Source organism: Yersinia sp. KBS0713, from assembly GCF_005937895.2.
GTDB classification, from domain to species: domain Bacteria; phylum Pseudomonadota; class Gammaproteobacteria; order Enterobacterales; family Enterobacteriaceae; genus Yersinia; species Yersinia bercovieri.
This window is the reverse complement of sequence record NZ_CP042173.1, coordinates 935825-950212: the sequence shown is the minus strand read 5'-3', so window position 1 is coordinate 950212 and position 14388 is coordinate 935825. Positions and strand designations below refer to the sequence as shown.

Sequence of the window (14388 nt, the reverse complement as noted above, 5' to 3'; positions counted from 1 at the left end):
GTCGATGACGGAATGTCATTAGAACCGGTAATTCTAGCGGATCTCAACGACGGTTTATAGCAAGTTGACTATATTTCCTGCTTACTGAGAATTACAGCCGTGTTACCAGTCAGTATTACCCCGAATCACTGGCAGAGGTGAGCAATTCGGGTTGTGTTTAGTCATGAGCTAATAAGGCCACAAGTGCTGAATCAATAACTGGACACTACGGTTACCGCGGTACTCATTAATATCGAGTTTATAAGCGAGCTTAACTTCACGCACGCTGCTGTCCGGCCATAGGGTGGTATCGATATTAAAAGCAATGCCATCCAGTAACGGCCCACCATTCAATGGCTCAATCATGAGCTTCAGGTGGCGCTCCCCCACCAGCCGCTGTTGCAGAATGCGAAATTTGCCGTCAAATATTGGTTCTGGGAAAGATTGCCCCCACGGGCCACCATCGCGCAGTAACTCTGCGGTTTCGATTGATAAGTCGCCACCTTTCAGCTCTCCATCAGACCAGATAACGCCTTCTAATTGAGAAGCGTCCATCCATTCACCGACTAAATCTGCAAAGCATTGGCGGAACTGATCAAATTTATCCTGCTCTAGCGATAATCCGGCGGCCATGGCATGCCCACCAAACTTGAGAATCAATCCAGGGTTCAAGGTGTCGAGGCGCTCAAGAGCATCGCGCATATGTAAACCGGCAACACTGCGGCCCGATCCTTTCAGTAAGCCATCCCCCGCAGGGGCAAAAGCGATGACCGGCCGATGAAAGCGCTCTTTAATCCGTGAGGCCAGAATCCCTACCACCCCCTGATGCCACTCCGGATGATACATCGCGATGCCGTAAGGTAGTTCAGTACTGGTGCGCTCCAATTGGTCACACAGTTGCAGGGCTTCGACCTGCATACCTTGTTCTATCTCGCGGCGGGTCTGATTTAGCGTATCAAGATCGATTGCCAGCGCGCGGGCCTGAGCAATATCGTCACTAAGAAGTAGCGCCACCCCAATAGACATATCATCCAAACGCCCTGCGGCATTTAGCCGTGGGCCGAGAGAGAAGCCCAAATCGTTCGCAGCCAGTTGGCGGGCATCGCGATTTGCCACCTCCAGCAATGCACGAATTCCCGGACGGCATTTTCCCGCACGAATGCGGCTTAGGCCTTGGTGAACCAGAATTCGGTTATTGGCATCCAGCGGTACCACATCAGCCACTGTGCCGAGTGCCACTAAATCCAGCAACTCAGCCAAGTTGGGTATGGCCAGCGCACGTTGCTCAAACCAGCCGCTGTCCCTGAGGCGGGCGCGTAACGCCAGCATCAGATAAAAGGTGACCCCAACCCCTGCCAGCGATTTGGACAGAAAATCACATCCGGCCAGATTCGGGTTAATGATGGCTTCCGCTGCAGGTAAGGTTTCACCAGGCAAATGGTGATCGGTAACCAGCACCTGAATCCCCTTGGCATGGGCCAACTCCACCCCTGCATGGGAGGAAATTCCATTATCTACAGTGACGATCAGTTCTGCCCCACGGGCAGCAACTTGCTCAACCACTTCAGGACTAAGCCCATAGCCATCTTCAAAACGATTGGGCACCAGATAATCAATATTACTGCCGCCCATGCTACGTAATGCGAGCACCGCCAACGCAGTACTGGTTGCGCCATCGGCATCAAAATCACCGACGATCACGATGCGCCGCCTCTCTGCCAGCGCTTGCTGCAGCAGAGTGACTCCCGCGTCAATGCCATCTAGTTGCTGCCATGCCAACAGCCCTTTGACGCCACGCTCTAGCTCTTCGGCACTTTTTACGCCGCGACTGGCGTAGAGACGGCGCAGCAACGGATGCAATTGTGGCGGCAAATGGCTGTCATCTGCCGCCTCACGACGACGAAGTTGAGTTTTCAATGTCACGGGCAATTAACCCGCCGCTTTTGCGGAAGCCTGATGCTTATTCAGCATCTGTAACATCTCTTTTGGCTCCATATAACCCGGAACGACAGTGCCATTTTGCAGCACAATGGCTGGCGTTCCCTGAATACCAAACTGCACACCTAGCTGGTAATGCTTGCTGATATCGGTTTTACAGGTTGCCGGTGAGATTTCGGTGCCTTTCATCGCATCATCAAATGCTTTATTACGATCGGCCATGCACCAGATAGAGCGCATATCTTTTTCCGCCTGGGAGCTTAAACCCTGACGCGGAAAGGCCAGATAACGCACGGTAATCCCCAGCGCGTTATACTCTTTCATCTGCTCGTGTAATTTATGGCAGTAGCCGCAGGTGATGTCGGTAAACACGGTAACAACGTGCTTCTCCTGCGGCGCTTTGTACACGATCATTTCGCCGCTCAATGCATTAAGTCGTTTCACCAGCGACTGATTGGTCACATTCACCGGCTGGCTACCACTTACGTCATACAACGGGCCTTGCAATAGATGTTTGCCATCCGCCGAAATATAAAGCACACCACTTTCAGTCATTACCGTACTCAAACCGGGGATCGGCGACGGTTGGATATCCGCTTGCTGAATATCGAGTTTTTTCAGTGTCTGCTGGATAGCAGTATCGTCAGCATGAGCCAAACCAGTGAGGGCCGCGATTAACATCGGCAGCAGTAATAAACTTTTTTTCATATAAAAATCCTATCCTTTTCCACGCGGCAATTATGCGCGCGGATGATGCTGTTGATGTAGCTGCTTCAAACGTTCAGTCGCTACATGGGTATAAATCTGGGTCGTCGACAGATCACTGTGGCCCAGTAACATTTGTACCACACGTAGATCCGCACCATGATTCAACAGATGCGTGGCAAAAGCATGCCGCAATACGTGGGGCGAAAGCCGTTCACTATCAATACCGGCAAGGATCGCATAGTGTTTGATTCGATGCCAGAAAGTCTGGCGGGTCATTTGCTGACTGCGGTTGCTGGGGAACAGCACATCCAGCGACTGACCATTGATAAGCCACGGTCGCCCGTGCTCCATGTAATTCTCAATCCAGTACACCGCCTCTTCGCCCAAAGGCACTAGCCGCTCTTTATTGCCTTTACCAATCACCCGCACCACGCCCTGGCGCAAGCTTACATCGCTGATTGTCAGCCCGACCAGTTCAGACACCCGCAAGCCAGTAGCATAGAGCACTTCCAGCATCGCTTTATCACGCAACTCCAGCGGGATATCAACATTGGGTGAATTGAGCAATGCATCAACCTGCGCCTCACTGAGATCTTTCGGTAAACGTTGCGGCAGCTTAGGTGATGAAAGTATGGCTGTCGGGTCATCGTCACGTAATTTTTCGCGATATAAATATTGAAACAACCGCCGCATCGCACTGAGCAAGCGGGCGGAACTAGTGGCTTTATATCCACCCTCAATGCGCTCAGCAAGGAAAGATTGCAACTCCTGCGAACCGGCGCGCAATAAATCACTGCCGTGATGATCTAACCATCCGGTTAATGCATGTAAGTCCAAACGGTATGACGCCAGCGTATTCTCCGCCAGATTCCGCTCTAGCCACAAAGCATCAAGAAACTGTTCAATCAGCGGGTTATTTTGCTGTTGCATTGCTGTTGCTCTCTTTGATTGAACTCAGCCGCCATTATGCCTGATGACGGGACAAATCTGGTACACTCGATGCTATTCCTTATTAGTAATGCTATGGCTATACATCATGAAGATTGGTCTCTTTTACGGCTCCAGCACCTGTTATACCGAAATGGTGGCAGAAAAAATCCGCGATATTCTCGGCGAAGATTTGGTTGATTTACATAATCTGAAGGATGTCAGCCCCCGCTTGATGGAGGAGTACTCCATCCTGATTTTGGGCATTCCCACCTGGGATTTCGGGGAGTTACAGGAGGACTGGGAAGCTATCTGGCCACAGTTAACAGCGCTTAATCTCAAGGGAAAGATTGTCGCCATGTATGGTATGGGAGATCAATTCGGTTATAGCGAATGGTTCCTTGATGCCCTTGGCATGTTGTATCACCATATTGCGCCACTGGGCGTGAAATTTATCGGTTTTTGGCCAACGGCAGGGTTTGAATTTACCAGCCCTAAACCGCTCAGTACCGATGGTGAACACTTTGTCGGCCTGGCGTTGGATGAGGTCAATCAATACGATTTGAGTGACGCGCGGATCGAGCAGTGGTGCGAGCAGATCCTGTTAGAGATGGACGCCCTGCTTTAATTACCCCAACACTAAAAATCAAAAAAACGGGCACTCGTGTGCCCGATTTAATCCAATTTTACTTCCACAACCGGAATTTATCTTGAGAGCTGCCCCCCGCTGGCGTGGCTTCGATCGACATCTCTTCAGCTTTAACTTCGGCTTCCGTGTTCGTTGACTCACTATTTTTGGCGCCAGTAAAGCGTTGTGGTGAGGCCACTTGATACCAGTCGAGTCTTCGTGTGAGTACCATCACTGCCGCCAAAACAATAAACAGCAATCCGGCCCCCAGTAGCAGCGCATTATCTTCGGATTGCAGCAAGCCAAACAACACCCCGTACAGCAGTAATAGGCCACCGGCAAACAGCAGACCACGTAACCAGCCGCCCAAAACAGCACTCAGATAGATAGCAATCAGTGCGCTGCAACTCAGACTGGCGATAATATAAGCCAAGGTAAAACCAAGGTGCTCTGAGAACGCCAGCAGCATCAGATAGAACAGTACCAGCGCCGCACCCACTAGCAAGTATTGAATCGGATGGACACGCAGTGAGGTTAGGCTTTCAAACAGGAAGAAGCTGAAAAATGTCAGGCCGATAAACAAAATGGCATATTTGATCGCACGCTCAGTGAGTTGATAGTGGTCAACTGGCTCAATCAGGCTGGTGGTGAAAGCCGGTAACTCATTGATATCAAAAAGTGCTCCGTCGCTGGCAAAGTTAATATTCATACTATTGGCCAGCCAATTACTGCTCCAGTGCGCACGGAAACCATTTTCATCCACTTTGCGCTGCATCGGCAGGAACTCGCCGACAAAATTAGGGTGTGGCCAGTTGCTCTGCAAGGTCAGCTCACTGCTACGGCCAACCGGTACCACCGAGAGGCTATTGGTGCCCGTCAGGGTCAGCTTAAAGTCGATATCAAATTTGCCCTGCTGAATCTGTGCCCGTGTCAGCGGGACATGCACCCCTTGCGCGGCGCGCCCCAGAAAAGCCCCCGGTTCGAAGTTGATTTTTTCACGGCCCAAGGTCAGCGGCGAAATCTGCTGGATACCCCGTGAATCACTCAGCGCCAATACCAGTGACGGTGCGCCGATGATGACCCCCTCACGATCTAAATCATCCAGTGAGGAGGGTTCAAATTGACCATGAAAATAAAGCTCCCCCTGATATACCTGAGCCTTATAAATACCCAGTTGGCGCACTTCTACATTTGGCGCGCCCTTGACTGTCATGACCTCGGGCAGTAAGTAGCGATGGCGGCTGATACGCTGGCCCTGCTTCTTACCGTCCACTTCCGTCTCCACCCATTCGCTGTAGGGCACCACAATCAGCGGGCCAAGGATCTTCTGCGATCGGCTGGTGCTGTCGCTCACTTTATCAATCACACTCTGCCGATAGCCGCTGCGCTCATAGATAACATTCAGCAACATCTCTTTCGGGATCATCATCAACAAAATTAAGCCCAACAGTGTGGCTATTTTCCAAAACAGAACAGATTTGAACATGGCTTGCGCTCCTTGTAAGGTCAGGAGAGCAGCTTAAGAGAGTGAAGTGAAAGGAGAATGAGGCTATGTGAAGTGAAAGTGAAGTCAGCGAATCAGGCGCTATCGAGTGGCAATATCAAGCGGGCGCGTACCCCTTGTGGCTGGCGGTTTTCCAGCGAAATAGCTCCTTGATGAATAGCGGCGACTTCGCGCACAAAATTCAGCCCCAGCCCGGTACTTTTAGGGCTATTGGCTCTGGGTAGCGAGTAAAAACGGTCGAAAATCTTCTCTTGGGCATAAGCAGGAATACCGCTACCACTGTCCTCAACCGTGATCAGATATTCCGTCGTTTGCCGCTCGCCAGATAATGTCACGTCCCCCCCCACAGGCGTAAAATCCAGTGCATTATCAATTAGATTGCTCAACGCCTGGCTCAGCAACAGAGCATCACCCATTAATATCGCGCTATCGGCACCGATTAGCCGCAAACGAATGCCGCGACTAACCGCCTGTGCTTCTTTGCCGCTGAAGGTCTGCTGCAAGATGTGGCTGACCTCCAATGGAGAGAGTTGCAGGTCTACCCGACTCTCCAGCCGCGCCTGAATCAGCATTTTATCCACCAATAGCTGGATGCGCGCACTTTGCTGCTCGATATTTAGGAGGAAGCGCTGAGCCATGGCGGGTGGCGGAGACTCGCGCAATAACTCAGCAGCCCCGGTGATGGCCGCCAGCGGGCTTTTCAGTTCATGAGTTAGCGTGTGAACATATTGTTCGATATAGGCTTTACCATCCAATTTCAGCCGCATACTTTCCAGCGCCCGCGCCAAATCATTCAGTTCGCTGCTCCCCATGGCGGGCAGCGCTACTGATTGCCCCTCGGCAACCCGCTCGGCGTAATTGACTAATTTACCAATGGCCCGGTTGATCCACCAGACAAACCCCAAGCCAATCAGCAGTGCAATGCCCAGCAAAATTCCACCGGCTAACAAGATCTTACGTTCACTACGTTTGATAACCGGGGCCATGGAGATATTGGGTTTACCCACACTGAGCACACCAATAATTTTGTTCTCAACTATGACCGGTGCGGCCACATACATCACCGAGCTTTGCTCATCATGGGGGTCGCTGCGGCTACTCCGTGCGCCATACTCACCGCGCAACGTCAGCCAGACGTCATTCCAGCGTGAATAATCCTGCCCCACTGATTTGCCTGATGAATCAAAAATTACTCGCCCGTCGGCATCGGTTAGATAGACCCGATATTCGTTACGATCCTTGCGGATACCTTCAATATTGGCCCCGATGGGGCGCAGATTCAGCGACGCAAAAGCTTGTGCCAGTTGGCCCCCTGCGACTCTATTTTGTAGCATGTCTTGCCGGGCGAACTGTGCCAGCAAGGTCGCGGTATCCACCAAGGTGCCTTCGGTGGCACGCCGCACGCCGGGCTTTACTTCCTGCACAAAAATACGAATCACAAAGTAACCGGCAATGGCGACTATCAAAAAGTAACCCAGCAGCAGACGTACGCCGATTTTCATAGGGCACCGATCTTCATAGTAATAAGCTCATGGGCGCGGACTCATCATCGGCAAGTTAGGGCTGATACGTCAGGCTATAGCCCAAGCCGCGATGAGTGCGGATCGGCGACTCTTCATCGTAGGTCATGCGCAGCTTTGAGCGCAGAGTTTTGATGTGAGTGTCGACAGTGCGATCCTGGCTCTCCTCCGCCTGCGCCCAGACAATATCCATCAGTTGTTGGCGTGAGAATATGCGCTCAGGTGCCAGCAATAAGGTTTTTAGCAGCAGATATTCATAGCGCGTTAGCCATAAAACTTGTTGATGATAGGTCACGCGCGCGCTGGCTTCATTTAGGGTGAAATGGCCAAATTGGTGTAGCGCGGCAGGTATCGAGAGCGTTTGTGACTTCTGTAAGCGCCGTAAGACGGTACGAACTCTGGCGCTCACTTCGCGGGGCGAGAAGGGCTTAGCAATATAGTCGTCAGCACCAATTTCCAGACCGACAATCCGGTCCAGCTCTTCGCTACGAGCCGTCAAAAAAACCACTGGCAGTTCCGGCATCTGTACCAATAGACGGCGGCAGAGCTCAAAACCGTTGATATCAGGCAAGCCAACATCGACGATCGCCAGTGCCGGCGGCCCGTTAGCCAGTGCCGCCAGCGCCGGCTCCCCCCGGTCAAACCACCGGAGGGTAAAACCTTCGCTTTCCAATGTATAAATCAGCGTGTCGGCGATGCTCGGCTCATCTTCCACCAGCCAAATCAAAGGCTTCATCGATTCAAACCCTCATCAGCATCAAAGGAGTGGCGCAGTAGCAGGCAGAGTTGCCGCCACTCATCTTCTGACATGCTATCAGCCGCCAGCCATAAACGCTTATGGATAGCGTGGTTACTCGCCTGTTTTAAGCTCAACAACACCCCATAGCGGGTGATCCAGGGCTGCTTAACGACCATCCATTCGAGCCTTTTCCATAGCACCAGATTGCCGGGTTTAAGCCTGATTTCACCCTGACAGGAGGTGATGTTTTTCTGGCTGCGGATACACTCAAACACCACCAGTGTCAGCAATACTAACCATAGTGCGGTATAGCCCTGGGGCCAGGGCGCGACCAAGGTGAGTATCACCAAAACACCGTGCGTCAATAACGAGAAAAGTTGAGTGTGCCAGGATACCCGCAGGTCACATCGCCACTGGGCCACGGGCTTTATTTCGTGCTTGAATCAATTTGACCATCTGACGCAGCTCACTATCCTGCGGCTCCCCATGATTCATCAGCCAGTTAAATAAATCTGGGTCATCGCACTCAAGTAAACGAATAAAAACCTGCTTCTCATTATCACTCAAGCCATCATATTCATATTCGAAAAACGGCATGATAGAGATATCCAGTTCACGCATACCACGGCGGCACGCCCAGTGAATACGGGCTTTATTATCGATTTCCATGTCCTGATTGACTCCTCAAAGAAAGGATGCTGATAGGTTAAAGGCGCTATAGTGCTGTTTTTTCAACTATATCCAGCACTGCGCCACAAAATCTGCGGCTATTGTACCTCAGATAGGGGGAGTGCGGAGATTGGATAATAGTGGTAAATCCGTAGAATAACCGCTTGCAAAGCTACCCGGCTATTTTACCATTAGGGCATAAGCCCACAGCACCCACCTCATTGGCAGGTACTTTTCAATTTGCAGGTACAGCATGACATATAATACTCCGTTCGCTGCACAACCGCCGGTCGCCTCCTCCGAGCTGCCGTTAACGCTGATCTCACTTGAGGATTGGGCACTGGTAACCTTAACCGGCGCTGATCGAGTCAAATATCTGCAAGGGCAAGTGACCGCAGATATTGATGCCCTGCCCGCTGATCAACATATTCTATGCGCCCATTGTGATGCCAAAGGGAAGATGTGGAGCAACCTGCGGCTGTTTTACCGTGGTGAGGGGTTGGCGTTTATTGAACGCCGCAGCCTGCTTGATAACCAGCTAAGTGAGCTGAAAAAATACGCGGTGTTCTCTAAAGTGGTGATTGCCGCACAACCCGAGGCGGTATTGTTGGGGATCGCCGGCGCACAGGCCAGAGCTGCGCTGGCCGAGCTGTTTGCCGAACTACCCGATGCCGAGCATCCGGTGCTCCAGCAAGGGAGTAGCACACTGCTGCACTTCTCACTGCCTGCCGAACGTTTTCTGTTGGTGACGGACACAGAACAGGCACAGCAACTGATTGATAAACTGGCTGATAGTGCGCAGCTTAACAACAGCCAGCAATGGTTGGCGTTGGATATCGAAGCAGGCTTCCCGATCATTGATGCGGATACCAGCGCACAATTTATACCTCAAGCCACGAACATTCAGGCGCTAAATGGCATTAGCTTCAGTAAAGGGTGTTACACCGGGCAGGAGATGGTCGCCAGAGCAAAATACCGTGGTGCCAACAAACGTGCGCTGTACTGGCTCGCCGGTCAGGCCAGCCGCGTGCCGGCAGCCGGTGAAGATTTAGAGTGGCAGTTGGGTGAGAACTGGCGTCGTACCGGTAGCGTGCTGGCAGCAATTCAGCTCAGTGATGGTAAGGTGTGGGTTCAAGCGGTACTGAATAACGATCTGGCGGCAGAGAGTGTGTTGCGGGTGCGTGATGATGCAGATAGCGTGCTTTCTATTCAGCCGCTACCTTATTCGCTGGCCGAAGATAAATAATATTGATATGCCTATATTGAGGTCGGTTATCTGGCCTCAATATTATCTATATTTATCAAAATATTATCTGGAGGAGTCAGACGTACAAATAGATCGCCATAAAGTGGCAGACACTGCCGCCTAATACAAAACCGTGCCAGATAGCGTGACCGAAGCGGATGCGTTTCGAGGCGTAGAAAATCACCCCTAGGGTGTACAGCAAACCGCCGATCGCCAGTAGCGCCAGCCCGCCAATCTCAAGCTTCACCGCCAACTGATAAATCACGATCAAAGATAACCAGCCCATCGTCAGATAAGTGACCAGTGACAGCACTTCAAAGCGGTGAGCAAAGGCCAGCTTGAATATCACGCCAACCAGTGCCAGCCCCCAGATTACCGCCATTAAACCCCGCGCTAAGGGGGAATCCAGCCCCACCAGCAGAAACGGCGTGTAGGTTCCGGCAATTAAGATGTAAATGGCACAGTGGTCAAACTTCTGTAGCCAGAGTTTCGCCTTGCGGTGTGGAATCGCGTGATACAAGGTGGAGGCCAGAAACAGCAGAATGATGCTGCCGCCATACAGGCTATAGCTGGTGAGCGCTTTGGTATCAGCCCCGCTATCCACGGCTTGCACCAAGAGCAGTATCAACCCGATAATGCCGAGCACCACACCAATGCCATGGCTGATACTGTTGGCTATCTCTTCTGCCCAAGGGTAAAGCGGGGTTGTTGGTGCCGTTGGCACCTCAGAAATTGCTGGTGTAGATGATTTGTTCTTCAATACTAATTATCCTGAATATTATTTATTTTATTGTGTTTAGTTATTAGCTCTGAGCGCGGTAGCAGAGTATCCAATTGCACAAAAAGACCGCACTAAGATTAACTGAGAATGATTCCAGTGTACACGTGTACGCTTAAATATTCTGTCAGCATATGTAAGCCATAGTGTCGTAAACCGCAGTCTCGTAAACCATACATAGTGTCGGCGGTGCATCATTTGCCCATCCTCACCGTTATCGATCAGAGCCATCGGGGTTTACCAGCAGTGTGAAGGGCCGCTTGCGCGACCCTTGGTTTCATTCACAACACGGATTATTCGTAATCAGAAATCGGCACACATGAGCAGAACAGATTGCGGTCGCCGTAAACATCATCCAGACGTTTCACTGTCGGCCAATATTTGTTCTCCATCACACCGGCGATGGGGAAAACCGCCAACTCACGGCTATAGGGGTGCTGCCAGTCACCAACCAACTCAGCTTGGGTATGAGGCGCATTCACCAGTGGGTTATCTTCCAGCGGCCATTCGCCGTGGGTCACTTTTTCGATCTCCGCACGGATCGCCAGCATGGCATCAATAAAGCGATCTAACTCAACTTTACTTTCAGATTCAGTGGGTTCCACCATCAACGTCCCTGCCACAGGGAAGGACATGGTCGGCGCATGGAAGCCGAAATCAATTAATCGCTTGGCGATATCCATCTCGCTGATGCCAGTCGCCTCTTTCAGCGGGCGAATATCCAGAATACATTCGTGCGCGACGCGACCATCGTGACCGGTATACAGCACCGGATAGGCCCCTTTCAGGCGGGTCGCAATGTAGTTGGCATTCAGGATAGCCACCTGACTTGCTTGCTTCAGGCCATCGGCCCCCATCATGCGGATGTACATCCAGCTGATTGGCAAGATAGACGCGCTACCAAATGGTGCCGCAGAAACCGCCCCTTGCTGAGTGGTCATGCCATCAATTTGCACCACACTATGGCCGGGAACAAATGGCGCTAAATGGGCTTTGACGCCAATTGGCCCCATGCCTGGCCCGCCACCGCCGTGTGGGATGCAGAAGGTTTTGTGCAGATTAAGGTGGGAAACATCCGCGCCGATATAACCCGGCGTGGTGATCCCCACCTGCGCATTCATGTTCGCGCCATCAAGATAAACCTGGCCACCAAACTGATGCACGATCTGGCAAACCTCACGGATCGTCTCTTCGTACACGCCGTGGGTGGAGGGGTAGGTCACCATAATACATGACAGCTCATCACCGGCCTCACCCGCTTTTTGGCGCAGGTCATGCAAATCAATATTGCCTTGCTTATCACAGGCGACCACCACCACTGACATCCCCGCCATTTGTGCGGAAGCGGGGTTAGTGCCGTGGGCAGAGCTTGGGATCAGGCAGATATGGCGGCTCGGCTGATTGCGGCTCTCATGGTAGCGGCGGATCGCCAGCAGACCGGCATACTCCCCTTGTGCGCCCGAGTTCGGCTGCATACAGACGGCGTCATAACCGGTCAGTTGCACCAACCATTGTGACAGTTGACCAATCATCTGTTGATAGCCAGCCGCTTGCTCTGGCGGGCAGAATGGGTGCAGCTCAGCGAATTCCGGCCAAGTGATGGGGATCATCTCTGCGGCAGCATTCAGCTTCATGGTGCAGGAACCCAGCGGGATCATCGCCTGATTCAGCGCCAAATCTTTGCGCTCTAAACGATGCATATAGCGCATCATTTCGGTTTCGCTGTGGTAACGGTTAAAGACCGGGTGCGTCAGGATTGGCTCCTGGCGCAGCATTGCAGGCTGAATCGACTGGCTGTGCTGGCTGACTTTGGCATCAAGCTGGTCAATGTCCAAGCCGTGATTATCACCGACTAACAGGGCAAACAGCACCTGAATGTCTTCGCGGGAGGTGGTCTCATCCAGCGTGATACCTACAGCGCCATGAATGTCAGTGCGCAGGTTAATACCGAAACTCAATGCACGGGCCATTACCGCGGCTTTGTCTTTGACATCCACCGTCAGGGTATCAAACCAGTGCTGGAAGCGCAGAGTCAGACCCGCTTGCTGCAACCCCGCCGCCAAAATATCGGTCAGACGATGAATACGGCCAGCGATGCGCTGCAAGCCCTGTGGGCCATGGTAGACCGCATACAGACTGGCGATATTGGCCAGTAACACCTGAGAGGTACAGATATTGGAGTTGGCTTTTTCGCGGCGGATATGTTGCTCACGGGTTTGCATCGCCATACGCAGCGCAGTGTTACCCGCAGCATCGCGCGATACCCCAATAATCCGGCCCGGCATTGAGCGCTTAAATTCGTCACGGCAGGCAAAGAAGGCGGCGTGTGGGCCGCCGTAGCCCATTGGCACACCAAAGCGCTGAGCGGAACCAAATACCACATCAGCCCCCTGTTTGCCCGGCGCAGTCAGCAGCACCAACGCCATAATATCGGCGGCAACACTGGTAATAATTTTGCGTTTTTTCAGCTCAACCAACAGCGCACTGTAGTCATGCAGCTCGCCGGTGGTGCCCACTTGTTGCAGCAGTACGCCGAAGATACCTTCCAACTCCAGCACTTTTTCCGCACGATCAATGATCACTTCAAAACCAAAGGTTTCAGCGCGGGTCAGTACCACATCCAGAGTTTGTGGGTGAACGTCATCAGCGACGAAGAAGCGGTTCGCGTCTTTCAGCTTACTGGCGCGTTTAGCCAGCGCCATCGATTCTGCCGCTGCCGTGGCTTCATCCAGTAAAGAGGCGGACGCCAGATCCAGACCTGTCAGGTCTTGGGTCAATTGCTGGAAATTGAGCAGCGCTTCAAGGCGGCCTTGAGAAACTTCTGGCTGATAGGGGGTATAAGCGGTGTACCAACCCGGATTTTCCAGCATGTTGCGCAGGATAACCGGTGGCGTCAGAACCGGGCTGTAGCCCATGCCAATATAGGATTTATAGCATTGATTCTGGCTGGCAATCCCTTTCAGTTCCGCCAGCGCCTGATGTTCAGTGGCGGCATCACCCACCGGTGGCGGGCTGGGCAATTGGATATCTGCCGGAACAATCTGCTGGATCAATGTACTTAACGAGCTGGCACCCACGGCGGCCAACATCTGTTGCTGCTGTTCAGTTGAGGAGCCGATATGGCGCTGAATAAAAGCATCGTTATGTTCAAGCTGGCTGAGATTCTGAGTCATTGCTACAAATTCCTGAATAGGGCATGGGACGGGAAATTAGGCTGATTTCAAAGGGCGTTATTGTTGCAGACAGTTTGGACTCGGACAGCGCACAGAAACCGGAGCGTACACCATGACCTTGTAAATCATGGCTACGTGAGGATTTCGAGCACTGCCCAGGTTCAAAATGGCAAATAAAATAGCCCTTACTCGTCGATAGCCGCCAGATAGGCATCAGCATCAAGCAAATTTTCCAGTTCGCTCTCATCTGACGCTTTAATGCTAAACAGCCAGCCATCAGTATAAGGCGCGCTGTTCACCAGCTCTGGTGAGCTTTCCAGTTCGGTATTGACCGCGACTATCTCACCGCTAATTGGCGCGTAGATATCGGATGCCGCTTTAACTGACTCAGCAACAGCACAGTCGCTGCCCGCTGAAACATCACTACCCACTTCTGGCAAATCAACAAACACCATGTCGCCCAGTAACTCCTGCGCGTGTTCAGTGATCCCGACACTATAGACGCCATCACCATCGGCACGAACCCACTCATGGGAAGAGGCATATTTTAACTCTGCTGGTACATTGCTCATTGCTGCA

At 52.1% G+C, this 14388-nt stretch carries 13 protein-coding genes; 2 read left to right on the top strand and 11 right to left on the bottom strand.

Translation table 11 applies throughout. From position 1 onward, the window contains the following. Positions 1-168: 168 nt before the first annotated feature. From recJ to xerD, 3 genes are read right to left on the bottom strand one after another with little or no spacing between them, the layout of a single operon-like run. The gene (gene recJ / locus FFE93_RS04415) at positions 169-1902 is read right to left on the bottom strand and encodes a single-stranded-DNA-specific exonuclease RecJ (RefSeq protein WP_005272804.1); all 1734 of its coding nucleotides are present in this window, start codon (positions 1900-1902) and stop codon (positions 169-171) included. A gap of 6 nt (positions 1903-1908) precedes the next feature. After that, positions 1909-2625, bottom strand: coding sequence for a bifunctional protein-disulfide isomerase/oxidoreductase DsbC (gene dsbC, locus FFE93_RS04410; protein ID WP_049602526.1), 717 nt, complete (start codon positions 2623-2625; stop codon positions 1909-1911). Positions 2626-2655: 30 nt separating this feature from the next. Next, on the bottom strand, positions 2656-3555 hold the full coding sequence (xerD, locus tag FFE93_RS04405) for a site-specific tyrosine recombinase XerD (protein ID WP_057647765.1): 900 nt from the start codon (positions 3553-3555) through the stop codon (positions 2656-2658). Between the two features lie 106 nt (positions 3556-3661). Between xerD and fldB the strand changes: the two genes are divergently transcribed. Then, on the top strand, positions 3662-4180 hold the full coding sequence (gene fldB / locus FFE93_RS04400) for a flavodoxin FldB (RefSeq protein WP_032897254.1): 519 nt from the start codon (positions 3662-3664) through the stop codon (positions 4178-4180). A gap of 58 nt (positions 4181-4238) precedes the next feature. On the opposite strand, the gene creD is transcribed toward fldB, so the two are convergent. From creD to sdhE, 5 genes are all read right to left on the bottom strand, one after another. After that, on the bottom strand, positions 4239-5666 hold the full coding sequence (creD, locus tag FFE93_RS04395; protein WP_138774848.1) for a cell envelope integrity protein CreD: 1428 nt from the start codon (positions 5664-5666) through the stop codon (positions 4239-4241). A 92-nt stretch (positions 5667-5758) separates the two neighbouring features. Then, entirely contained in the window at positions 5759-7186 is a 1428-nt protein-coding gene (creC, locus tag FFE93_RS04390; protein WP_138774847.1) for a two-component system sensor histidine kinase CreC, read from the bottom strand. A gap of 55 nt (positions 7187-7241) precedes the next feature. Then, positions 7242-7940: a two-component system response regulator CreB gene (gene creB, locus FFE93_RS04385; protein WP_032899028.1), complete on the bottom strand. Its 699-nt coding sequence runs from the start codon at positions 7938-7940 to the stop codon at positions 7242-7244. After that, positions 7937-8365 (bottom strand): protein YgfX, encoded by a 429-nt coding sequence (locus FFE93_RS04380; protein ID WP_032899026.1) that lies wholly within the window; start codon positions 8363-8365, stop codon positions 7937-7939. The genes creB and FFE93_RS04380 overlap by 4 nt, the downstream gene beginning before the upstream one ends. Continuing rightward, positions 8346-8612, bottom strand: a complete 267-nt coding sequence (gene sdhE / locus FFE93_RS04375; protein WP_004706797.1) for an FAD assembly factor SdhE — start codon at positions 8610-8612, stop codon at positions 8346-8348. The genes FFE93_RS04380 and sdhE overlap by 20 nt, the downstream gene beginning before the upstream one ends. A gap of 253 nt (positions 8613-8865) precedes the next feature. On the opposite strand from sdhE, the gene ygfZ reads away from it, so the two are divergent. Continuing rightward, positions 8866-9858, top strand: coding sequence for a tRNA-modifying protein YgfZ (gene ygfZ / locus FFE93_RS04370; RefSeq protein ID WP_054872559.1), 993 nt, complete (start codon positions 8866-8868; stop codon positions 9856-9858). Positions 9859-9934: 76 nt separating this feature from the next. Here the strand turns inward: ygfZ and trhA are convergent, their stop codons facing one another. The 3 genes from trhA to gcvH all read right to left on the bottom strand — a co-directional run bounded on the left by trhA (position 9935) and on the right by gcvH (position 14381). Next, positions 9935-10618: a PAQR family membrane homeostasis protein TrhA gene (trhA, locus tag FFE93_RS04365; protein WP_264189730.1), complete on the bottom strand. Its 684-nt coding sequence runs from the start codon at positions 10616-10618 to the stop codon at positions 9935-9937. Positions 10619-10929: 311 nt separating this feature from the next. Then, the gene (gene gcvP / locus FFE93_RS04360; RefSeq protein WP_054872558.1) at positions 10930-13809 is read right to left on the bottom strand and encodes an aminomethyl-transferring glycine dehydrogenase; all 2880 of its coding nucleotides are present in this window, start codon (positions 13807-13809) and stop codon (positions 10930-10932) included. A gap of 185 nt (positions 13810-13994) precedes the next feature. After that, the gene (gene gcvH, locus FFE93_RS04355; RefSeq protein ID WP_005279332.1) at positions 13995-14381 is read right to left on the bottom strand and encodes a glycine cleavage system protein GcvH; all 387 of its coding nucleotides are present in this window, start codon (positions 14379-14381) and stop codon (positions 13995-13997) included. Positions 14382-14388 lie beyond the last annotated feature (7 nt).

What these genes read in the sequence shown, in the direction of transcription:
- dsbC (WP_049602526.1), bottom strand. Translation starts at nt 2,625, where the DNA reads ATGAAAAAAAGTTTATTACTGCTGCCGATGTTAATCGCGGCCCTCACT.
- gcvP (WP_054872558.1), bottom strand. Translation starts at nt 13,809, where the DNA reads ATGACTCAGAATCTCAGCCAGCTTGAACATAACGATGCTTTTATTCAG.
- creC (WP_138774847.1), bottom strand. Translation starts at nt 7,186, where the DNA reads ATGAAAATCGGCGTACGTCTGCTGCTGGGTTACTTTTTGATAGTCGCC.
- creD (WP_138774848.1), bottom strand. Translation starts at nt 5,666, where the DNA reads ATGTTCAAATCTGTTCTGTTTTGGAAAATAGCCACACTGTTGGGCTTA.
- gcvH (WP_005279332.1), bottom strand. Translation starts at nt 14,381, where the DNA reads ATGAGCAATGTACCAGCAGAGTTAAAATATGCCTCTTCCCATGAGTGG.
- xerD (WP_057647765.1), bottom strand. Translation starts at nt 3,555, where the DNA reads ATGCAACAGCAAAATAACCCGCTGATTGAACAGTTTCTTGATGCTTTG.
- ygfZ (WP_054872559.1), top strand. Translation starts at nt 8,866, where the DNA reads ATGACATATAATACTCCGTTCGCTGCACAACCGCCGGTCGCCTCCTCC.
- creB (WP_032899028.1), bottom strand. Translation starts at nt 7,940, where the DNA reads ATGAAGCCTTTGATTTGGCTGGTGGAAGATGAGCCGAGCATCGCCGAC.
- sdhE (WP_004706797.1), bottom strand. Translation starts at nt 8,612, where the DNA reads ATGGAAATCGATAATAAAGCCCGTATTCACTGGGCGTGCCGCCGTGGT.
- fldB (WP_032897254.1), top strand. Translation starts at nt 3,662, where the DNA reads ATGAAGATTGGTCTCTTTTACGGCTCCAGCACCTGTTATACCGAAATG.